At 69.5% G+C, this 21,646-nt stretch carries 17 protein-coding genes; 6 read left to right on the top strand and 11 right to left on the bottom strand.

Features of this window, described 5'->3' with window-relative positions:
• The first annotated feature begins 91 nt into the window (after positions 1 to 91).
• On the top strand, positions 92 to 1,018 hold the full coding sequence (locus tag B5557_RS25170) for a cyclase family protein (RefSeq protein WP_079661586.1): 927 nt from the start codon (positions 92 to 94) through the stop codon (positions 1,016 to 1,018).
• 473 nt (positions 1,019 to 1,491) lie between these two features.
• On the opposite strand, the gene B5557_RS25165 is transcribed toward B5557_RS25170, so the two are convergent.
• The 4 genes from B5557_RS25165 to B5557_RS25145 all read right to left on the bottom strand — a co-directional run bounded on the left by B5557_RS25165 (position 1,492) and on the right by B5557_RS25145 (position 5,943).
• Positions 1,492 to 2,022 carry an ATP-binding protein gene (locus B5557_RS25165; RefSeq protein WP_079661585.1) on the bottom strand — a complete coding sequence of 177 codons (531 nt, stop codon included), beginning with the start codon at positions 2,020 to 2,022 and terminating at the stop codon, positions 1,492 to 1,494.
• A 561-nt stretch (positions 2,023 to 2,583) separates the two neighbouring features.
• A complete protein-coding gene (locus B5557_RS25155) occupies positions 2,584 to 3,606 on the bottom strand; it encodes an acyl-CoA dehydrogenase family protein (RefSeq protein ID WP_079661583.1) in 1,023 nt (340 codons plus the stop codon).
• 10 nt (positions 3,607 to 3,616) lie between these two features.
• Complete coding sequence (locus B5557_RS25150; protein ID WP_079661582.1) at positions 3,617 to 4,750, bottom strand: acyl-CoA dehydrogenase family protein; 1,134 nt, start codon at positions 4,748 to 4,750, stop codon at positions 3,617 to 3,619.
• Positions 4,750 to 5,943: an amidohydrolase family protein gene (locus B5557_RS25145; RefSeq protein WP_079661581.1), complete on the bottom strand. Its 1,194-nt coding sequence runs from the start codon at positions 5,941 to 5,943 to the stop codon at positions 4,750 to 4,752. The genes B5557_RS25150 and B5557_RS25145 overlap by 1 nt, the downstream gene beginning before the upstream one ends.
• Before the next feature lie 186 nt (positions 5,944 to 6,129).
• On the opposite strand from B5557_RS25145, the gene B5557_RS25140 reads away from it, so the two are divergent.
• The gene (locus B5557_RS25140) at positions 6,130 to 7,635 is read left to right on the top strand and encodes a class I adenylate-forming enzyme family protein (RefSeq protein WP_079661580.1); all 1,506 of its coding nucleotides are present in this window, start codon (positions 6,130 to 6,132) and stop codon (positions 7,633 to 7,635) included.
• A 3-nt stretch (positions 7,636 to 7,638) separates the two neighbouring features.
• On the opposite strand, the gene B5557_RS25135 is transcribed toward B5557_RS25140, so the two are convergent.
• Together B5557_RS25135 and B5557_RS25130 are read right to left on the bottom strand one after the other, a co-directional pair.
• Positions 7,639 to 8,151, bottom strand: a complete 513-nt coding sequence (locus B5557_RS25135) for an EF-hand domain-containing protein (RefSeq protein ID WP_079661579.1) — start codon at positions 8,149 to 8,151, stop codon at positions 7,639 to 7,641.
• 217 nt (positions 8,152 to 8,368) lie between these two features.
• Positions 8,369 to 8,749 carry an STAS domain-containing protein gene (locus B5557_RS25130; protein ID WP_079661578.1) on the bottom strand — a complete coding sequence of 127 codons (381 nt, stop codon included), beginning with the start codon at positions 8,747 to 8,749 and terminating at the stop codon, positions 8,369 to 8,371.
• Between the two features lie 321 nt (positions 8,750 to 9,070).
• On the opposite strand from B5557_RS25130, the gene B5557_RS25125 reads away from it, so the two are divergent.
• Both B5557_RS25125 and B5557_RS25120 read left to right on the top strand, forming a co-directional pair.
• Positions 9,071 to 9,661, top strand: coding sequence for a sigma-70 family RNA polymerase sigma factor (locus B5557_RS25125; protein WP_079661577.1), 591 nt, complete (start codon positions 9,071 to 9,073; stop codon positions 9,659 to 9,661).
• The gene (locus tag B5557_RS25120; protein ID WP_079661576.1) at positions 9,658 to 11,136 is read left to right on the top strand and encodes a maleylpyruvate isomerase N-terminal domain-containing protein; all 1,479 of its coding nucleotides are present in this window, start codon (positions 9,658 to 9,660) and stop codon (positions 11,134 to 11,136) included. Before B5557_RS25125 ends, B5557_RS25120 begins: the two co-directional genes overlap by 4 nt.
• A gap of 87 nt (positions 11,137 to 11,223) precedes the next feature.
• On the opposite strand, the gene B5557_RS25115 is transcribed toward B5557_RS25120, so the two are convergent.
• Positions 11,224 to 11,682 carry an ATP-binding protein gene (locus B5557_RS25115; protein ID WP_079661575.1) on the bottom strand — a complete coding sequence of 153 codons (459 nt, stop codon included), beginning with the start codon at positions 11,680 to 11,682 and terminating at the stop codon, positions 11,224 to 11,226.
• Between the two features lie 148 nt (positions 11,683 to 11,830).
• On the opposite strand from B5557_RS25115, the gene B5557_RS25110 reads away from it, so the two are divergent.
• Both B5557_RS25110 and B5557_RS25105 read left to right on the top strand, forming a co-directional pair.
• Entirely contained in the window at positions 11,831 to 12,697 is an 867-nt protein-coding gene (locus B5557_RS25110; RefSeq protein ID WP_079661574.1) for a helix-turn-helix domain-containing protein, read from the top strand.
• Entirely contained in the window at positions 12,694 to 12,912 is a 219-nt protein-coding gene (locus B5557_RS25105) for a DUF397 domain-containing protein (RefSeq protein ID WP_079661573.1), read from the top strand. Before B5557_RS25110 ends, B5557_RS25105 begins: the two co-directional genes overlap by 4 nt.
• A gap of 111 nt (positions 12,913 to 13,023) precedes the next feature.
• Here B5557_RS25105 and B5557_RS25100 read toward each other — a convergent pair whose 3' ends face one another.
• The 4 genes from B5557_RS25100 to B5557_RS25085 form a co-directional block, all read right to left on the bottom strand.
• The gene (locus B5557_RS25100; RefSeq protein WP_231976470.1) at positions 13,024 to 13,416 is read right to left on the bottom strand and encodes a hypothetical protein; all 393 of its coding nucleotides are present in this window, start codon (positions 13,414 to 13,416) and stop codon (positions 13,024 to 13,026) included.
• A gap of 56 nt (positions 13,417 to 13,472) precedes the next feature.
• Positions 13,473 to 14,120, bottom strand: a complete 648-nt coding sequence (locus B5557_RS25095) for an RDD family protein (RefSeq protein ID WP_159424429.1) — start codon at positions 14,118 to 14,120, stop codon at positions 13,473 to 13,475.
• A gap of 96 nt (positions 14,121 to 14,216) precedes the next feature.
• Positions 14,217 to 14,657 carry a hypothetical protein gene (locus B5557_RS43870; protein ID WP_143688224.1) on the bottom strand — a complete coding sequence of 147 codons (441 nt, stop codon included), beginning with the start codon at positions 14,655 to 14,657 and terminating at the stop codon, positions 14,217 to 14,219.
• Between the two features lie 73 nt (positions 14,658 to 14,730).
• On the bottom strand, positions 14,731 to 21,603 hold the full coding sequence (locus tag B5557_RS25085) for a polymorphic toxin-type HINT domain-containing protein (RefSeq protein ID WP_159424428.1): 6,873 nt from the start codon (positions 21,601 to 21,603) through the stop codon (positions 14,731 to 14,733).
• Positions 21,604 to 21,646: the final 43 nt, after the last annotated feature.

Genomic DNA, 21,646 nt, shown 5'->3' with positions numbered 1-21,646 from the left:
TCCCAGAGTTTCTGACGGACCGTTAGATTTGGGTTGCGAGGTACAGGTTGACCCGTCAGTCGGTCGGGGACAAGCCCCGGGGAGGCATGGAATGACACTGCCGGTCGAGTTCCACGACATCGCGAAGCGCGTCAACAACTGGGGGCGCTGGGGGGCCGACGACGAGATCGGCACGCTGAACCTCGTCACCGACGACGTCGTCCGCGCGGCCGTCGCCGAGGTCCGCACCGGCCGCCGCGTGCCGCTCGCGCTGCCCCTGCGGGAGGACGGCGTGCAGAGCGGGCTGATCCCGGGCCGGGTCAACCCCCTGCACGCCATGGTGCAGATCAACCAGGAGATCTTCGGCCCGGGCACGGTGGCCTGCTCCGACGACGCCGTGACGATGGGCCTGCAGGCGGGCACCCATTGGGACGCGCTGCCGCACGTCTCGCACTCGGGGAAGCTCTACAACGGCCGTCCGGCCGCCACCGTCACCGCGCACGGCGGGGCCGAGTTCAGCGGCATCGACAAGGCGCGGCACGTCGTCTCGCGCGGGGTGCTGCTCGACGTGGCACGCGCGCGTGGCGTCGACCGGCTGGCGGGCGGGCACGCGGTCACCCCGGAGGACTTGGAGGCGGCCGAGGAACTGGGCGGTACGCGCGTGCGTGCGGGTGACATCGTGCTCGTACGGACCGGGCAGGTCCAGGTCTATCTGGCCGGGGACAAGCAGGGGTACGGGTTCCCCTCGCCGGGGTTGTCGGTCCGCACCCCGGAGTGGTTCCACGCGCGCGATGTGGCCGCCGTCGCCAACGACACCCTGACCTTCGAGATCTTCCCGCCCGAGATCGACGATCTGTGGCTGCCCGTGCACGCGCTCCACCTCGTGGAGATGGGGATGCTGCAGGGCCAGAACTGGAATCTCGAAGAGTTGTCCACAGCCTGTGGAGAAACGGGCCGGTATGCGTTCCTGCTGTCGGCGATGCCCGAGCCGTTCGTCGGCGGAACGGGAACTCCGGTGGCCCCGGTGGCCGTTCTCTGAACACCACGAACGCCCGAACGCCAAGCCCCGAAATCCACGTACAACGTCGGCTGGCGGCGCGCAGCTGCCCGCCCCGAGCACGGCACCGCGCACCGCCATCCGACTCGGCGTACCCCCCACCCTCGGCTTCCCTCGAGCGGGGGCCCCATCGACTCCCCTCGGCCCTGAGGGAACCGACGCCGAATCGCGACCCACACTCGGCGAGGGCCTCCGTCACCGAAGCCCTCGTCGTCCCCTCACGGCGAATCGCTGACCACAAGCGTGATCAAACGGACACGCCACGTCAACACCCGGACGGAGATTTATTACTTATGCCCTATTTGCGATGCCCGCGCACGGAAGCACAGGCAGGCGCACCGACCCCTGACCGGCCAAGGCCGACAGCGCTTTCTGCGCCCGTGCTCCACAACCTGCCGAACCCCCCGCGCCGTGCGCCCATCAGGAGGGAGGACCCCGAGGAACACCCGATCCGCTCAGACCACCTCGAAGGCGAACCCTTCGCAGGCCGACTCCTGGCCGGCCGCGCTCGCGCACTCCGTCGCGTTCTCGTGGCCCACCGCGCTCCCGTGACCCACCGCGGCCGCGTCGGACCCGGCGCAGCGGTCCAGTTCGCACCAGATCCGCTTGCCCGCGCCCTCGACGCTCCACCCCCAGCGGTCCGCGAGCCCGTCCACGAGGGCCAGGCCGCGGCCGCCGGTCGCGTCGTCACCGGCACACCGGGGCACGGGGGCCCGGTCGCTGATGTCGGCCACCTCCAGGCGGACGATGGACGGTTCGGCCGGGTCGTCGGCCGCCTCGCCCTCCGACACGGACGGCAGGGACAGCCTCAGCACGGCCGGACAGCCGGTGTGCACCACGGCGTTGGTGACCAGTTCGGAGACGAGCAGGATCAGCGTCTCGGCGAGCGGCTCCTCGTCCCCTATCCCGGACCCGGCAAGACGCGAACGGGCCCACCTCCGGGCGCGCCCCACCTCAGCGGGGTCGGGCCGGATCTCCAGCTGCACCTTAAGCACCTGCACCGCTCACACCATCCGAACCGGCGGACACATGGCCGTGCGCCACGCAAGCCACGCGAGCCGCGTGTGCACCATGACGACGGGGGCCACGATCGTAGCCATTTTCTGCATGGCCAGAACAACAGCCAGAGGCAGGGTGACGGAACGTGAATCCCTTACGAGACAGCTTGGTTGACGTACAGTCACCTCAACAAGCGCTTCGGGCATATTCCAGCGCGAAGGAGTACCCGTGCGGCATACTGTGCGACGCTCGTCGCGGGGAGTCGAACAGGCGGGGGTCAATCGGCCGTCCGCCCAGCAAGTGGCGGCGCGCACCGCCGAATCCGGCACCGCCCCAGGGGCACCGCCGACATGGCTCATGCTCGGAACCACTCGCATCCCACAGAAGGTACCGGAGCGACGCGGCGACTCCGGGCCGTGACGGGTCACGCATCGGACACAACCCGATATCAACGCTCCGTGATTCCGGTATGCCACAATCCGCGACATCCGTACGACCGTCCGCCCGACATCCTGGCCGTCATCGCAGGCAGAGGGCGTCGGACACGGTCAACGGCCCACCTTTGACAGCAAGTCACCCGCGAGCAGTTCCTCACTCTCCGTAGTCGCCCCCGCACGTCGGGTGCGCGTCCAAGCCCTCTTGAGCAGCAGATGTACGTCCGACTCCCAGGTGAAACCCATGCCGCCGTGCACCTGGAGGCAGTCGCGCGCACCGCGCACGGCGGCCTCGTCGGCGAGGAGCCGGGCCGCCGCGATGTCGGCCGGTTCGGCGGTGACGGCGGCCGCGTAGAGCGCCGCGCGGGCCACCTCGACCCGCACCAGCAGCTCCGCGCACAGCTGCTTGACCGCCTGGAAGGCCCCGATCGGCTGTCCGAACTGCTCGCGCGCCCGGGCGTGTTGCACGGCCAGCTCGCACGCGCGCGTGGCCGTGCCGACCTGCTCCGCGGCGGTGAGGAGGACGGCGACCGGGTCCACGGCGACCGATGCGCCCGCGCCGCACGCCTTGACCCGGTGCAGCGGCGTCAGCGGGTCCACCGACCGCACCCGCACGGCCCCCTCGACGTCCTTCAGCCTCTCGAAGCCCGTGAGGCCCGTGAAGCCCATGAGGCACTCGAGATCCTTGAAGTCGCCGGCTCCCCCAGCACCCCCGCTACCCGCGCTACCCCCGCTACCCGCGCTACCCGCGCTACCCGCGAGGACGACGTCCGCCTCCGTCAGCCACTCCACCATCCCGCCGCCGTCCGCCGCCGCGACGACTGTCTCCCCCTCGGCCGCGCCGGGCACGTGTCCTGCCGCGAGGTGGGTGGCGATCAGCGGGCCGGGGAGCAGGGCTCGGCCCGCCTCCTCGAACGCCAACACCGCTTCGGGGAGCCCCAGTCCGACCCCGCCGTCCGCCTCGGGCAGCCGCAGGGCGAAGAACCCGGCCGCCCCCAGCTCCCGCCACAGCGCCCGGTCCAGCCGCCCCGGCCGGTCCACGGCGGCCCGCAGCGCCGTACGGTCGAAGCGGCGCGCCAGCAGCCCCCGTACGCCGTCCCGCAGCGCTCGCTGATCTTCCGTCAGTTGGAAACGCATGGGAGAGAGTTCACCGCCCCTTCGGCAGCCCCAGGATCCGTTCGGCCACGATGTTGCGCTGGATCTGCGAGGTGCCGGCCGCGATGGTGTACGACAGGGAGGAGAGCCGGTCGCCGACCCAGGGGTGGTCGAGGTCCAGACAGGCGTCGCCCAGGACCTCGGCCGCGGTGTCGTACAGGTCCTGGCGCGCCTGCGAGTACCTCAGTTTGAAAACCGAACCCCCGACGCCCGGCAGGCCCCCCGTGGCCTGCGCCTCGCTCACGTTCCACTGCGTCAGCCGCCACAGCGCCCTGAACTCGGCGTTGAGGCGGCCCAGCCGCCGCCGTAGCGCGGGATCGTCCCAGCGGCCGTTGCTCCGTGCCTCGCGGGCGAGTTCGCCCAGCACCCGGCGGCAGGCGACGACCTCGCCGACGAAGGCGGTGCCGCGCTCGAAGGACAGCGTCACCATCGTCACCCGCCAGCCGTCGTTCTCCTCGCCCACCCTGTTGGCCCCCGGCACCCGCACCTCGTCGAGGAACACCTCGGCGAACTCGGCGGACCCGGCGAGGGTGCGCAGTGGCCGCACGGTGATGCCGGGCGCGTCCATGGGCATCGCCAGCCAGGTGATGCCCTTGTGCTTGGGCGCGCCCGGGTCGGTGCGGACCAACAGCTCGCACCAGTCGGCGACCTCCGCGTGCGAGGTCCAGATCTTGGAGCCGCTCACCACGTAGTCGTCGCCGTCGCGCCACGCGCGCGTGCGCAACGCCGCGAGGTCGGAGCCGGCGTCGGGCTCGCTGAAGCCCTGGCACCACACCTCCTCGCCGCGCAGGATCGGCGGCAGCCAGCGCGCGCGCTGCCCGGCCGTCCCCTCGGCGGCGATGGTCGGCCCGGCGTGCAGGAGTCCGACGAACCCCGCCCCCACATAGGGTGCGCCCGCCTTCTCCGTCTCCTCCAGGAAGATCAGCCGGACGGTCGGGGAGGCGTCCCAGTGGACGTCGGCGTATCCCGCCTCGTACAGCCTGCGCTGCCAGCCGAGGTCGTAGGCGCGGCGGCCTGGCCAGTCGTCAGGGGACGGCTTCGGCGGGAGCGTCGGCAGCATCTTGCCGAGCCAGTCCCGCAGCCGGGCCCGGAACTCGGCGTCCTCGGGGCTGTCCGAGAGGTCCATCAGCCGTCGAGGTCCAGGTCCAGCATGCGGATCGCGTTGCCCCGCATCAGCTTGTAGACCGTCTCGTCGTCGAGGCCCTTGACGTGGTCGAGGGCGACCTCCTTGGTGTGCGGGAAGGTCGAGTCGACGTGCGGGTAGTCGGTCTCGAAGGTCGCGTTGTCGCGCCCCACGACGTCCAGCGAGGCGACGCCGTGCTTGTCGCGGAAGAAGCAGCAGAAGATCTGCCGGTAGTAGTACGTGGACGGCGGCTCGGGGATGAGGTCGCGGACCCCGCCCCACGCGCGGTGCTCCTCCCAGACGTCGTCGGCGCGCTCCAGGGCGTACGGGATCCAGCCCATCTGGCCCTCGGAGTAGGCGAGTTTGAGGCGCGGGAAGCGGACCAGGACCCCGCTGAAGAGGTAGTCCATCATCGAGGCCATGGCGTTGTTGAAGGACAGGGACGCCTGGACGGCCGGGGGTGCGTCCGGTGAGGCGGCAGGCATCTGCGACGACGATCCGATGTGCATGTTGACGACCGTGCCCGTCTCCTCGCACACCGCGAAGAACGGGTCCCAGTACCCGGAGTGGATGGACGGCAGCCCCAGATGGCTGGGGATCTCCGAGAACGTCACCGCGCGCACCCCGCGGGCCGCGTTGCGCCGGATCTCCGCGACCGCCAGCCCGACGTCCCACAGCGGGATCAGACACAGCGGGATCAGCCGACCGCCGCTGTCCCCGCACCACTCCTCGACCATCCAGTCGTTGTAGGCGCGCACACAGGCCAGCGCGACGTCCTTGTCGTGGGCCTCGGCGAACGTCTGCCCGCAGAAGCGCGGGAAGGACGGGAAGCAGAGGGAGGCCTCGACGTGGTTGAGGTCCATGTCGGCCAGGCGTGCCTTCGGATCCCAGCAGCCGCGCCGCATCTCCTCGCGGGTGATCCCCTCCAGCGTCATCTCGTCCCGGTCGAAGCCGACGGCGGCGATGTTGCGCTTGTACGGGAACTTCAGGTCCTCGTAGATCCACCAGTCGGTGGGCTGACCGTCCGGGTCCATCGTGATCTGGTACTTCCCGGCGACGTAGGCGAGCTCGCCGATCCCGGCGGTGAGGGGCTGCGGCCCCCGGTCCCGGTATCTGCGCGGCAGCCAGGTCGCGAAGAGGTGCGCGGGCTCGATCACGTGGTCGTCGACGCTGATGATGCGGGGCAGTTCGGTCATGGGACCCCCACTCATGAATCCACTCATGAATCCACTCACATCCGATGGACGAATCGGTCGGGCTTATCTGATGGGCCGTCAGATTCGGTGTACCAAGAAGGCTAGTGCGACCCCCCTGGACCAGCAAGGCACCGGGCTCTACGCTCTGCCCACGATCTGACAGACCGTCAGCTTTAGGGGGCCGCCGTGACCGACACCGCCCGCGCGCTGAGCGCGTCCAGCACCCTCTGGGAGCTCCTCGCCCGCCGCGCCGACCTCACCCCCGACCGCCGGGTCCTCCTCCAGGAGGACCGCGCGCTCACCTTCGGAGAGCTACGCGCGCGTGCCGAGCGGACGGCGGCCGGACTGCACGACCTGGGCGTGCGCCCCGGCACGGTCGTCGCCTGGCAGCTGCCCACCCGCCTCGAAACGGCCGTCCTGTCCTTCGCCCTGGCCCGCCTCGGGGCCGTGCAGTCACCCGTCATCCCCTTCTACCGCGACCGCGAGGTCGGCTTCGCGCTGCGCGAGTCGAAGGCGGAGTTCTTCGCGGTGCCGGGCGTGTGGCGGGGCTTCGACCACACCGAGATGGCGCAACGGCTCGACGCGAAGGGCGTCTTCGAGGCCTACGACGACCTCCCCGAGGGGGACCCGGCGGTTCTCCCCGCCCCGCCCGCCGACGGCGTCTCGGTGCGCTGGATCTACTGGACCTCGGGCACCACCTCCGACCCCAAGGGCGTGCTGCACACCGACCGTTCGCTGATCGCGGGCGGATCGTGTCTCGCGCACGCGCTGCACCTGTCGGCGGACGACGTCGGCTCCATGGCGTTCCCGTACGCCCACATCGCCGGCCCCGACTACACCGTCATGCTGCTGCTGTACGGCTTCCCGGCGGTGATGTTCGAGCACTTCGCGCTGCCGGACGCGCTGGAGGGCTACCGACGGCACGGGGTGACGGTCGCGGGCGGGTCGACGGCGTTCTACTCGATGTTCCTCGCCGAGCAGCGCAAGCAGCCGGGGGTTCCGGTGATTCCCACCCTGCGGCTGCTGGCGGGCGGCGGCGCGCCGAAGCCGCCGGAGGTGTACCACTCCGTCGTGCGCGAGATGGGCGTGCAGCTCACGCACGGGTACGGGATGACCGAGGTGCCGATGATCACCATGGGCGCGCCGGACGACACCGCGGAGAACCTCGCGACGACGGAGGGGCGGCCGCCCGAGGGCATGGAGATACGGATCGCGGAGGGCGGGGAGGTGCGGCTGCGCGGAGAGGCCGTGTGCCGGGGCTATCTGGACCCCGCCCAGACCGCCGAGGCCTTCGACGCGGACGGCTTCCTGCGCACCGGCGACCTGGGGCACGTGACCGACAGCGGTCACCTGGTCCTCACCGGGCGGCTGAAGGACGTCATCATCCGCAAGGGGGAGAACGTGTCGGCCAAGGAGATCGAGGACCTGCTCGCCGCCCATCCGGCCGTCGGGGACGTGGCGGTGATCGGCCTGCCGGACGCGGAGCGCGGGGAACTGGTGTGCGCGGTGGTGGAGCGGGCGGCGGACGCCGGGGAGCCGCTGACTCTGGAAGCGGTTGCTTCCTATCTGCGTGCGGCCGGACTGTCCGTGCACAAGCTGCCGGAGCGGCTGGAGGTGGTGGACGCCCTTCCGCGCAACGACACGCTCAGGAAGGTGCTCAAGTACAGGCTGCGCGAGCGCTATTCCGGGTGAGTGTCACTCGGGAACGGTGAAGTAGCGGGCGAAGGCGGGCACGATCTCCGCCTCGCCGACCTTGCCGTCCGCGTCGGCGTCGAGAACCGCGGCGGCCCCGCGGGCGACCTCGTCGGGGGCTCCGAGGGCCTTGAGGACCCGTACGGTGTCCGCGACCGTGGCCCGGCCGTCGCTGTCGGCGTCGGCGATGTCCAGGGCCGCGTGCAGGAAGGGGCGGGCGATCTCGGCGAACCGCTCCGGGTTGTCGCGCAGGCGCTTGACCGCGCCGTTCACGAACTCCTCCCGGGTGATGCGCTGGTCGCCGTCCCGGTCGGCGATGCCGGCCATGCCCTGCCAGAACGCCTCGGCACCGGCATACAGGGCCTGTCCCTTGTCGGAACGGGCCGCGACGTCGAACTCGGCGAGCAGCGCCTTGGCCGCCGCACCGAAGTCCGCCCGGTCGATGTAGCCGTTGCCGTCCTGGTCGAAGGTGGCGAACCGGGCGGCGATCCTGCGTTCGTACTCACTGCTGACCATGTCTTGTCGGCCGCCTTACGTCATCACGTGGGGATGCTTCCGGCAGGAGCGTACGACGCCGGCGACGCCCCGACAGTGGGAAGGCGACGTCTGTACCAAGACCGGGGGAGTTCCGGTACGCGGGTGTGGCAGAGCGCACCCCGGACTCTCGCCGGTCCCCGGTGAGCGGGTTCCGGCCGCGCATGGAACGGTCGCGGCTACGCCGAGCGGGTTCCCGCTACGCCGAGAGCGGTTCCGTCCCGTCGTCCACGGCGTCGGCGAGGTCCCCGTAGACGTCGAAGAGGCGGCGGACGCCCAGCGCGCCCAGGACCCGGTTGACGTGCGAGTCCTCGGCCGCACCCCGCGCGGGGAGGATCAGGCGCAGCCGTCCCCGGCAGGAGCGGATGAGACGGCGCGACGCGATGAGCACGCCGACGCCGCTGGAGTCGCAGAAGTACACCTCGGAGAGGTCCAGGACGAGATGGTGACGGCCCTCGGCCACCTCGTCGTGCACCCGCTGCCGCAGCACCGGCGACGTCACCAGGTCCAGCTCGCCCGACACATGGAGCACGGCCCACCCGCCCTGCTCGCCGCCGGTCACTTTGAAGGCCACCACCACGCCCTTCGCTCGCTGTAAACGGAAGCTGTCCCTTCGCTTCCTTGCAGCGCGGCTGCCCAGCGGCCGTGCCCCGAAACACCGAAGGAAAAACAGAAACCAAAGGAAAGAGGCTTGTTTCCGTCATATCCAGTCCGGTTCGATCCGTAATTGTCGGGTAGACGCGGCCCATACCAGGCGCTCGCGGACAGGGGGCGCACATTGAAACAAAGGGGCGTGCATAACCGGATGTGCCGACTACATTCGAGGTGACGGTGGACGCAGGCTGGACACAGGCACGGCCGACGACACGGGCATGTGCCTGGGCATGGGTGAGGGGGCCGCATGGCGAAGAGGGACGCACCGCCCCGCTGGGACCGCAAGATGCAGCAGCGACTCGCACGCGGTGAGGCGGCCGCCCTCGGCGAGCTCTACGACCGTTTCGCTTCGCTCGTGCACGGTCTCGCCCACCGCGTGCTCGAAGACGAACGCGCGGCCGACGGCATCACCCGCGAGGTCTTCGCCCACGTCTGGGAACACCCCGACGCCTACGACCCCAAACAGGGCCCCCTGCGCACCTGGGTCGCCGCACTGACCCACCGCCTCGCCGTACAGCGACTGCACGCCACCGAGACCGCCGCGCTGGCCGAGACCGGCCACGGCTCCGCCGAGGCGACCGAGGAACTGGAGCGCAAGGTGCGGCACGCCTCCGTCGCCGCCCGCGCCGACTACATCGTCCAGGCCATGCCCGCCCCACTGCGCGCCGCCCTGGAACTGGCCTACTTCCAGCGCCGCGACTACCGACAGACCGCGGCCGACCTCGGCGTCACCGAGGACGAGGCCCGCCGCCGGCTCCGCCTCGGCCTCCAGCTCCTCTCCACGGCCCACGACGCCCCGGCCCCCGGCGCGCCCCCCGGCTACGGGGGTGCGGCGTGAGCGGCACGAACGGTTTCGAGCCGTACGACGGCGAGAACGAGGAGGACAGCAGGAACGGCGAGAACGGGGAGGCCGGAGCGAACAGGGAGGACGGAGCTAACAGGGAGGACGCGAAGGCCCGCGAGGAGACGGGGACGACAGAGGGAACGGACGAGGAGAGCGTGGACACGAACGCCAAGGGCGGCACCCCCGCGCCCGCACCCACGCCCCGCATCCCGCTCCCCCGCGCCTCCGTGGAGGACAGCGGCCTGCCGTTGCCCGCACTGGAGGACCCGGCCTCCCCGGCGCCGCCACCGCTCACCCTCGAACACCCGGTGCTCAAGTCCCTGCTCGGCGCATGGGCGCTGGCCGCCTGCTCGGCCGAGGAGACGGCGGCCGTCGAGGACCACCTCGGCGACTGCGGTGCCTGCGCCGACGAAGCACGGCGACTGCGTGAGGCGGTCGGCCTGCTCCAGCGCCCCGAGAGCCTCGACCTCGATCCCTGCCTGCGCACCCGCGTCCTCGACGGCTGCCTGGACCGACGCCCGCCCCGCATCCCGGTGCCGGCCTGGGCCGCGTCGTACGACGCCGAGACCGCGCGGCTCGACGCCCTGCTCCAGGACTTCGGGGACGCCGAGTGGCACGCGCCCGTGCGGCTGCGCTGGTTCCGCGGCGACGGCGAGACATACCGCCGGACGACCGTCGCCGGCGTCATCGCCCACCTGCTCGCCGTGGACGGACTGGTCGCGGTGGCCCTGGGCCTGGACGACCCGCTGGACACCGTCGAAAAGCCGGAGGAGCGGGAAGAGCCGGAGGAGCGGGAAAGGCGGGAAGGGCGGGAGCGGCTCGCGGACGGACCGCCGGTCACGCCCGCCCGCCGCACCGAGGCGTTCTGGGCGGGCTCGCACTACCCGCCCACCCGTTCCGTGCGCGCCCCCTGGCGCGAACAGGCCCACGCCCTCGTCCGCACGGTCTCTTTCACCGGCGCCGACCGCGGCACCCTGCCCGTCTCGTACGGCGGCTTCGAGCTGCCCTTGCGGGACGCGATGCTGGACCGCGCCTTCGAATGCTGGGTGCACGCCGAGGACATCGCGGAAGCCGTCGACTACCCCTACGCGCCGCCCGCCCCGCGCCACCTCCACGGCATGATCGACCTGGCCGCGCGGATGCTCCCGGAGACGCTCGCGGCCCGCCGCCGGGCCGGCCTCGCCGCCCCCTCGCACACCCGCCACCTGGTGCCCGCCGGCCGCCCCGGCCGCAGCCTGCGCCTGGAGATCGAGGGCTCGGGCGGCGGCCAGTGGCTGATCCCCCTGGACTCCCCCGGCGCGGTCGGCTCCGCCGACCACGAGGTGGCCCACGTAGCCCTGGACGACGTCGAGTTCTGCCGCCTGGCCGCAGGCCACGTATCCCCGGAGGAGGCAGCGGCCGGCCAGTTGGGCGACCGCGCCGCGATCAGGGACGTACTGTTCGCGGCGGCGGCGCTGAGCAGGATGTGAGAGCGACGTAGGGGGAAGCTGGCCATCCGGTGTCATTGCCGCCCCACAGGGACGGTGCGCTTCCGGACGGACCCACACCGACGCCCCTCAGCCCCACCCGTGTTCGACAGACACCCGGCACCGCACCTGCTTCCCGATCGCCGACCTCCGCACGTTCCACCCCGGCGCCAGCAGGTCGACCAGCCCCAGCCCCCGCCCGCTCTCCGCTTCCGCACTGTCGAGCGGCGTCGACCGGAGCCTCGGCAGAGCACCAGGATCCGGGTCATGCACGTTCAAGGCGATGCCGTACGACGTCACGTACACCTCCACGACGAGCGGCACATGCTCACCACAGGCCCGCACCGAGTTCCCGACAAGCTCGGAGAGGACGAGCTGCGCGGAGTGGACGACGTCGGCGTCGATGCCGTGAGCGAGCAGCTCGGCACCGGCCAACGCCCTTACCGCGCCGAGGTGTTGCTGCGACGCACAGATGTGGGCGGCGAAGCCCTGGGGGCGGGGGCGGAGGTAGTAGCCGGGGATGGGGCCGGGAGGGAGGGTCGGGTGCATGGCGTCGTCTCCATCGTGGTCGGTTGGCACGACGCCAGGTTCCACCACGGGCGGGCGTTTCTCCCCAAGGTGGAAATTTTCCAACCCGAAAGAGTTAAGTTCTCGCTACGGTGTGTGATCGATACGGCGGCGCTGCCAGACTCCGTTCATGCCCAACTCGCCGCTTGTACCGACCGTCCGTCGCCGCCGCCTAGGTGCGAGCCTGCGGCGTTTTCGCAACGAAGCCGGAATGACGCTCGACAGTGCCGCCGGAGCCATGGGCTGGAGAGCACCAAAGCTCTCGAAGATCGAGAGCGCTACCCAGTCGATCAAGTCGGGTGAGGTGGGCTCACTCCTGACTGTGTACGGGGTAGGAGACTCCCAAGTGCGGACCGCACTGCAGGCTCTGGCGCAAGACGCGGGGAAGAAGGGCTGGTGGCAGACGTACAGCGCAATCGTCTCGCCTGCCTACGCCGACTACATCTCCCTCGAAACGGACGCCGAAACGATCTGCGAATGGTCTCCGCTGGTCATCCCCGGCCTCTTGCAGACAGCCTCCTACGCCCGGGAAACCATCGCCGGCGTGACGACGTCCCGTACGCCGGAAGAGGTCGTTGCGCTGACGGAAGTACGCATGGCCCGACAGTCCGTGCTCTCCCGCCCCGGCACGTCCTTGGAACTGTGGGCCATCCTCCATGAGGCGGCCCTCCACCAGCGCTTCGCCGTACGTCCCGCGACCATGCGTGAGCAGCTCCGGCGACTGCTCGATGTGTCGGACATGCCCAGCGTCACTGTGCAGTTGATGCCGTTGGAATCCACCCCTCACCCCGGCATGGTCGGCGGCTTCACCGTCACGGCATTTCCTCAACCCATGCCTCCGGTAGTGCTCTTGGAAAACCTCAGCGGCGCGACGTACGTTGAGGGCGACGACGCAGCGCCCTTCGCCAAGGCCTTCGAACGCATCCGAGCGACGGCACTTCCGGTGGAGGACTCGCTGGCGCGAATCGCCGAGTTGGAAGAGAGCCACCGGAAGTGAACCCCAAGAGCGAGTTGAACGCGTACGACCTCACCGAGGCGATATGGCGGAAGTCGTCCGCCAGCGGCGCGGAGAACAACTGCGTCGAGGTCGCCGTCCTTCCCGACGGTGCAAGGGCCGTCCGCGACTCCAAGAACCCCGGCCGCGAACCCCTGCGCTTCACCGCCTCGGAGTGGGCGGCCTTCCGAGAGGGCGTCGCCGCCGGGGAGTTGTGACCCTGCGCCCGGCCGCTCACGTCGAGGCCGTCATCCAGGGCCGCGGCCAACAAGTCCCCGGCCCGCTGACCGACAGCCGCGTCCGCGAGCCCGCCCGACTACGAGGACCTCTCAGCTCCGCGTCAGGCCAAAGACGTACCGCACAAGCTCGCCGTCCTTCTTCGGGACCGCCAGGTCGTACGTCCCGTCGGCCGTGACCAGTTCATAACGCTCGAACTTCGATGCCATGGGCACCTTCTCGCCCGTGAGCTTGAGCCGGAGAGGCGGCCTCAGGGTCGCGCCCCTCCCACCCCGACGATCAGCCCAGACCGGGTCCTCCCCCACTGCAAGACGCAGATATCCCTGCCTGAGCCGCGCGATCTCCTTGCCCCTGCCGACCGGAACGACAGCCACTCCACCGATGCTCTTGGTGAACCCCACGACCTGAAGCGGCTGCCCGTTCTTGAAGTCCTCGATGTCCTGCGCGGGCGTACGCCGCCGGATCCAGGACCAGCGCAGCAACACATCCAACGCGGTCTCCGTCCCCGCGGAGCGCCGAACTGCTTTCATTCCCTCGCCCATCAATTCCCTCCCGCATACGCTGGCCACCGCACCACAACCGTCCGGGCCGCGCGGTCGGACTTGCTCTGGTGGTATGCCCCTCGGTCCTTGGCCATGTACGCCAGCAGGATCGCCCCGACCAGCACGTTCAGCACCGGAATCGCCAGGAAGGCTCCCCGGTCGAGCTCCCGGAGGAAGGTGTCCTTCCACGACGGCGGAAGGGTCCCGTCCGACCACAGCCGGACAACCCGCAGCCCGAATATCCGCTTGCCGACGGTCGTCCCCCACCAGTGCACCAAGGGCAGGTAATACAGCAGCCCACCGGCCACGATCCCGACCGGCAGAAGAACCACCAGCGCAATACCGTCGGTCGAGGCAGCCTCTACCAAGAACCCGAGGCAGGCGAACACCATCGCGATCACCGTGTCCACCAGACGTGCCGCGATCCTGCGCCCGTTGGAGGCCAGCACCAGCACCGGATTCCCGGTCGCGCGGGCCGCCGCACCCACATCAGCGACGTACTCGACGAACGCCCCCTCAGGCCGTACGCCCCGCAACGGATCCATGCCGGCCAGATGCTCTCGGTACCACTCCCGCCCCATCGCCCTGGCGACCATGGAGGAGACGCCCTCCACACCCTCGCGATTCACCACTGCCAGGCCGCTCACCAAATACCCTCTACCGATCCGACCGAATAGTCTTTGAATATCCGAAAAATCCCAACGCGCCAGCAAATCCGGGGTTTCGATATAACAACTTCACAGTTAAACTCGAGGGACTAGGAGGATGTTCTGAACACCTTCATCGGACAACCACTCCTCTGCCTCATGAAACTCGATGAGTTCACGCATCTCTCTTTGAACACCGAGATCGACCTCACGTGCGGCCTCGTTAAAACTATCCACAGCGACGGAGCCTGCGCGCGCCAGGATCAGGAGAACATTCCCGCTATGATCCTTGGGGATGGAGGCCAGATCCCTACCGGCCAACGCCACACCCTTACCAAGGTCCCCGTGAGGGAAACGAGCTAGAGCCGAATGCGCCGCCTGGTAAGCTCCGTAATCCTCTTTTGCCTTCAGAGAGGAAATGATTGCCGCAACGCCATCCGGCCCTTCTAGGCCAGTTACCGAATCCGCCAACTCGACATACCTGTTCCAGCGACGTGCCGCCTCATCCGGAGACGTAATCGTGTCATCGTCCTGCACGAGATCACCGCACTCAACGATCTCGCTTTTCCAATCTGATGGCATGTGATCCTCAATTCGTTACACGCGACAGTTACCAGCCCTGCTCGGAAGCCCATTTCCAAAGGGCTTTATTGGAACTCAGACTGACCCACATCTCCGTGATCGCCTCATCATACTTATTCCCAAAGCGAGCACGAATGTCATCTACATCCATCTGGATTGCGCCACGGAAATCGCCAGCATCTATCAACTCCTTCTGCCTCATACGCCAGGCCTGCGACTCAAGGTACGACCCCGTGCTGTAAACCGCGCGGTGATCCGCATACTCCATCCGAATCGAAGGACCGCTGTAGGTGCTGAGGGGGCTGACAGAGTTGGCGGGAATGTGATTGATCTCGTTGCCTGTCCCCGCAGGCTGTAGATCGCCATACTTCCCGCCATTCTCGCCACTGCCGCAGTTGTGAACGAGGAGCGGGACCTCACCCGCCACCACATAGTACGTATGCGTGACCGAAACAGTCAGATCGTGAGTGAGATGCTCCTCGTGCCAGATCTTGACCGAGGAGATCGCAACGGCAAGCCCCGAGGCCGCAAGCAGTCGCATGCCCGCCTTGAGGTGGCCGGCGTCGACCCACGCCCCCTCGGACTCCACCCAGAAGGGATGGGTCACCGTGGCCACGATCTTCGACGGCTTGCCGCCGTCGGTGTCGCGGATCGTGATGGTGGCGAAGTCCTTGTCGTGCTTGGTGGTGATCAGCTTCTCGACGGTGCGGGACTGGCTCTGGCCGGTCTCGGGGTCGGTGGCCCGGACCTTGTCCCCCGCCTTGATGTCCTTGATCTGCTTCTCGTGGCCGTCGGCCATGAGGACCTTGGTCACGGGCAGGAAGCTGTGGTTGCACTTGGCGGCGCCGCTCCGGGGCGCCGCCGTCTCCGCGCGCTGACCGCCCCTCGCCGCGCCCGCGGCGGCGGTCCCCTCCGCCGCCGTGTCCGCCGCCCTGGCCCCGGATCTGGTCGCCGCCTTGGCCGCGGAGGCCGTTTCGGTGCCCTTCGCGACGGCTGCCGCTCCTGCCCCCGCGATGCCCATCGACCCCGCGATGACAGCGCCGCCTTCGCCGATCACCCCCACTGACGCGCTGACCACGGCGCCCCCGAGGCTTCCCGCCTCCGCGCCCGTGGTGAAGCCCTCCGCACCCGCCAGTAACACAGCAGCGCAACCGCCCCCGCTCACGGCGACGCAGGCGACAACGCCCACCACCGCGGCCGTGGCCACCACGGCTGCGATCACCGGGTGCCGCTGGACGGCGTTGTAGGCCTTGTGGGCCAGGTCGGATACGTGGCAGGAGAGGGACAAGCCGCAGCTGTGGTGATGGCCGTTACCGAGGTAATGAGAGCCGCCGCTGTGATGGGTCCCGCTGTCGCTGCTGCTCGACGACGAGGAGGCCGTGTCGTCGCTGCCACCGCCACCGCCGAAGCCAATCGGCAGGTAGAGGCCGCTGGGGTCGCTGTTGCCGACGGGGTTGTCGGCCGCGTACGTGTACCCGTCGATCTGTTGGGCGTCCGTCAGTTCCAGTACCGGGTCGTCCGAGACGAATCGGCCGATCGTCGGGTCGTACTCCCGCGCCCCGAGGTGCGTCAGGCCGCTGGTGGTGTCCTGGACGCCTGCGACGAAGCCCTTGTCGCCCAGCCATGAGCCCGAAGCCGGCTGGGTGCCACGTGCGTTGCCGAACGGGTCCAGGCGGCGGCGCGTGATCGCCTGCGTGGTCGCGTCCACCGCCGTCTCGGCCGTGTCGTGGGCGTCCGTGACCTGCCACTGCAGGCTGCCGGAACTGCTGCGGACGGCCACCGTCTGCCCCGCCCAGCTGTAGTACCGCGTACCCGTGGTCGTCGCCGTGCCCTTGGCGAGGCGGACCTCCGTGTCGCCCAGGTAGAGGGTCGTGCCCGAATCGTCGCGGGAGAGCAGCCGGTTGCCGCCCGCATCGTAGAGGTATGACGCGGACGTGCCGTCGGCGTTGGTGACCTTGGCGAGATGGCCCTCGTCGTCCCAGTCGAGGGTCTGCGTCGTGCCGTCCAACACCCGCGTGTGCGTGTTGCCGGAGGCGTCGTACGTGTACGAAGCGCTGGTCGTGGTGCTGCCGGTGACCGTGGTCGACGAGGTCAGGGTGTGGGCCTGGCTGGTGCCCGGCGTCGGGTAGACGAATGACGTCGTGCTGTCGTCGCCGCCCGTCGCCGTCGCGTGGTTGACCTGGGTCTTGCGGTTGCCGAGGTCGTCGTAGGCGAAGCTCTGCCAGTACGGGGCCGGGCCGCCGAGCACGGCGGTCGACGGGCTGGCCGAACAGCCGTCCGTCGCGGTCCAGGCCTCGGTGAGGCGGTCGTGGCCGTCATAGCGGTAGCACTGGACGTCGTCGGTGGCATCGGCGTGCGTGGCGACCTTGGTGGGGTTGCCGTAGTCGTCGTACGTGTACGTGGTGTCCTGGACGGGGGCCGTCTGCGCGTCGTCCGTGACCAGCTCGCGCTGCAGGCGGCGCGTGCCGTCCTCGTAGGTGTTGGTGATCTGGAGCCACTTGGCGGTGTCGGACACCCCCAAAGTCACCTGTGCGATGTCGCTGAGCTTCGTGTAGTTCGTCTTCTCCACGTAGCCCGTCGCGCCGCTCAGCGTCGTCGGCATGCTCAGGTCGTTGTAGCCGTACTCCAGGGACTCGGACGGCAGTCCTCCGGCCGCCGGGTCGGAGGTCACCTGGACGGTGCCGTCGAGGTTGTAGCCGATCGACGACGTGTACGAGCCCGCCAGGGCCTCCTCACCGGTGACCGAGGGGATGGTGACCCTGGTCAGGGTCGGCCGGTACAGGGAGTCGTAGGCGCCGACCTGGCTGATGTACGCCTTGCCCGCGCTGCCGCCGACATAGCGGATCGCCGACGTTGGCTGCCCCTTGGCGAGCGAGTCGTAGGTCCACTTGGCCAGTTCGTGCGTCGCGTCCTTGGTGGCGCCGTCGTACATGTCGGTCTTGCGGCCGAGGACGTCGTAGGAGTAGCTGAGGGTCTTCTCGTCGGGGGTGCCCACGGCGGTCGTCGTGGAGGCGACCTGGTCCAGCTCGTTGTAGGCGGTGGTGGTCCTGCCGGCGTCCGGGTCCGTGGAGCTGGTCTTGCGGCCCATCAGGTCGTAGCCGTAGGACCAGGTGTTGCCGTCGTCGTCGACGGCCGACTTCAGGCGGCTCTTGGCGTCGTACGCGTACTTGATCGACGTGTACGAGCCCGTCGGGGCCCCGCTGTCGTACTGCCGGGTCTCGGTGGTGCGGCCGAGGGTGTCCGTCAGGGTCGTGGTCGCGATGCCGCCCTGGGGCGGGGTGACCGTCGTGCGGTCGCCGCCGTAGAACGTGGACGTCGTCCAACGCCTCGCGCCCTTGGCGTAGAAGTCGGCGGCCGTGGGGCGGCCCGCGCCGTCGTAGGTGGTGAGGGTCTGGGCGGGAACGGCCGAGGTGATGTTCTCCAACGCGCCGGAGGGGGAGCCAGCGTCCGTGTAGTCCGCGTTGGCCTCTACCGCCAGGCCCCGGCTGTCGTACTTCGTCTCCGCGATCACGCGGCCGCCGCCCGGGGCCGGAGTCTGCGTCTGGCGCGGCCGTAGGAGCGCGTCGTACAGGGCGTACGTCGTGTCGTACGTCGTGCCGTCGTTGTTGAGCTTGCCCGTGGAGACCACCGAGGCAGCGGTGTTGGAGATCGTGTACGTGTAGACGAGGCTCGCCGACTGGTTCGAGGACTTGGACCTGTTGGCCAGCCACAAGCCGGTCACCCGGCCGAGGGCGTCGTAGGCGTAGTCGGTCCGCCTGATGTTCGGGTCGATGACGGATGTGGCGATGCCGCGTGCCGGATCGAAGTTCGTGGTGGTCGCGTAGCCCTTGGCGTCGGTCGTGACCGTGCTGGTCAGCGGGCCGCCCGCGGCGGGGGTGTACTTGGTGGTGCTGACGACCGCCGAGTTGGTGTCCTTGACCGAGTCGACCCGGCCCTGCGTGTCGTAGTGGCTGGTGGAGACCGTCTGGTAGACGGGACTGCCGCTGCTGTACGAGGACAGCCGCTGGGTGGAGGTCTCGTCGCCGAGCGTCGGTGCGGTGCCGTACGCCTGGCTGTCGTAGAGGGTGCGGACGTCGGAGACGACGTCGTCCGGTCGGTTCGTCGTGGCGTCGCAGGCGACGTCGACCGTCTCGACCCGCACCGGGAAGGCCCTCAGCCAGGCGGTGGTGTTGTTGTCGGCGAGGGTGGTGCGGGTGCACTGCTCGTCCCCCGTGACGGCGGCGTCGCCCGAGTCGTCGACCTTGAGCGCCGCACCGGTCGTGTCGTCGTACGTCGTGGTGACGGTGGTGTCGCGGGTGCCGCCGGAGGACAGGTCGGTGCGGTTGCGGACGGTCTGGGCGCGGGTGTAGTCGGAGGCGCGCGTGCCGTCGGTGCCGGTCTGGCGGATCCACGGGGCGGTGATCGTGCCCGAGACCTCGGTGCCGCCGTTGTAGGTGATCGACTCGCGGACCGTGCCGGCCAACGGGTCCGCGTCGGTGACCGATGTCCCGGTCGAGTCGGTGACCTTGGCGGTGCGCGTGGTGCCGTCGGACTGCTTGTCGCCGTCCATGCCCCGGAAGTACGTCGAGACCGTCTTCGTACGAGTGGACTGCGCGTCACCGGTCGTGGTCGTGACGCCGCCGTAGCCGCGCCAGAGCGACCATGTCTTGCGCCTGGCGGGGGCGGTGACGTTGTCGGTGTCGTAGTGCCAGGCCGGGGAGCCGTTGTAGGTGTAGTCGGTCTCCTTCAGCGGGGCCCCGCCGGTTGGATCCGACTCGGTGACCTGGGTGATGACGTACTTGTGGAACCAGTCCAGTTGGGGGTCGGCCGTGTACGGCGGCTGCCAGTACGTCGGGAAACAGCGCAGGGTGTCCGCGTCGGGGGCGCTGGGCATCGTCGTGCCGGCGACACACTGCGGGTCGGAGTAGTTGACCGTGAGGATCGAGCCAGTCTCCGAAGTGATCTTGCGGACACGCCACTTGACGAGTGCGGCGATGTTGTCGTGCGTGGTGTCGACGCGGTTGAAGAGCTGGATGCCCTCGAACGTGACCGGCGGCATGGCCGTCGTGCCGCCGTCCTTGCCGGTGCGGGTGATGGACTTCAGCCACAGTCCTGCGGAGGTGCCGTCCCCGGGATCGGGGAAGGCATGGGCGAGCGCCCAGGAGTCGACGTCCCGGTAGGCCGGGGTCGACAGGCTCGTGTCCCAGACGCTGGTCGTGACGCCCGTGAGGCGTTTGCGTGAGAAGAACGTCGGCCCGGTCGCCTTGCAGACCTTGCCGGAGGCGCAGATCTGGTCGAAGGGCACGTCCGGCCAGTGAGCGGCCGTGGTCGAGGTGAGCGAGGAGCAGGTCTCGCCGCTGGTCACCAGACAGCGTTCGGCGGTGGTGAAGGTGACCTTCTCGGGGACGGTGCCGAAGACGGTGGAGGAGGTGATGCCGTAGTCGATCCGGCTGAGGTAGCCGCCGCGGTCGTACACCGTGCCGTTGTCAGTCGTGGTGCCGTTCTTGGCGTAGTAGTTGGTCTCCTTGGTGTACCAGTACGACATCGCGTTGCCGTGCGGGTCCACGACGTAGTCCAGGTTCCAGCGCCAGGCCTGGGTGAGGGAGCGTCCGGAGAAGGCGGTTCCCTGGTCGTAGCCAGGCTCGCCGGTGTCGTCACCGAAGACCGGGGCGGTGTAGGTGGAGTTGGTGACTGCGGCGCCGGTGGTCCAGCCGGGGAGGCGGTTCTTGCCGAAGACGTACTGGGTGCCGTCCTGGGTGGTGACGGTCCAGTACTCGCCGTCGTTGTCGCCGTTCGTGGCACCGGTGGAGTGGACGATCCGCTCTCCGTCGTCGGTCTTGGGGTGCCAGTCGCCGCTGGGCTTGTCCTTGATGAGCGGGCTGGACTTGCCGCCGAGGACGAGGGTGGCGTTGTCGTTCGCCCAGCACTCGTCGTTCTTGTCCTTCTGCCCGTCGTCGTCGCAGGAGTCGTAGGAACGCTCGATGTACGACGTCGAGAGGTCGAAGCCCTCGCCGACCCAGGACGGCTGGTTGTTGGTGGACGGCAGTCGGCCGTCGACGCTCTGCGCGTCGTAGGCGATGGAGAGGTTCGGGGCCGGGCCGCCGTTGGACGGGGGCACGGACAGCGGATACGACCAGGTGAAGTCACCGCTGGAGCCACCCGCGTTCCACGCGGCGGACGGGTTGAGGGACGTCGCCTGGTAGGAGCCGGCGCCGGACTTGGCCGCAGTGGCGGTCGCGGCGAGGGCCGTGACCGCGGAGGAGCTGACCGTTGCCGTAGTGGTCAGCGTGTGGTGCGCGATGTCGTTCGTGGTGGCGAGCGGAGTCGTCGTCCGGCACTTCTTCACGGCCGGGGTGGTGAGCGCACAGGCAGGCAGACGGACCAGCGTGAGCCGGGAGGCATAGTCGCCGCCGTAGGCGTCGGCGAAGCCGGAGTAGTCCAGGGTCAGCCGGGCGTGGCCGGTGCCCTTGCGGCCGTCGGCTCGCCCGACGGACAACACGGTGCCGTTGATGCCGAGGGCCGTCGCGGTCTGGCGCGCGGCCACCTTGACCGACACCCTGGCCGGGGCCACGCCGGTCGCCGGGGCGCTCACCTTGAGCGGGAGCTCACCGACCGAAGTGGTCTTCGCGAGGGCTGCCTTGCCCGCCACAGGCAGAGTGGCTGCGGACGCGGCCGGCCAGACGACGGGCTTCGCGACCTTCTCAGCCGTACGGACAGCGGCAGCCCTGGCCGGGTCCTTGGCCGTGAACTTCTTGGCCTTGAAGGGCACGGCGGTGCCGTTCCTGGCATCGGGCGCGTCTACCGTGTTGTGCCCGTGCCGCTCGCCCGCCCATACGGCCGGGGCGGTGCCCAGGCCGGTGGCCACCAGGGCACTCGCTGTGACAGCGACGACCCACAACCGTGTCCGCCGTAGCCCACCCATGACTGCACTCCCGATCGTGAAAAGGTCCGCTGAAGGTCTGCTG

Source organism: Streptomyces sp. 3214.6, assembly GCF_900129855.1.
GTDB lineage: Bacteria > Actinomycetota > Actinomycetes > Streptomycetales > Streptomycetaceae > Streptomyces > Streptomyces soliscabiei.
Note: the sequence above shows the minus strand (reverse complement) of the source record. Positions and strands in the feature narration are given on the sequence as shown.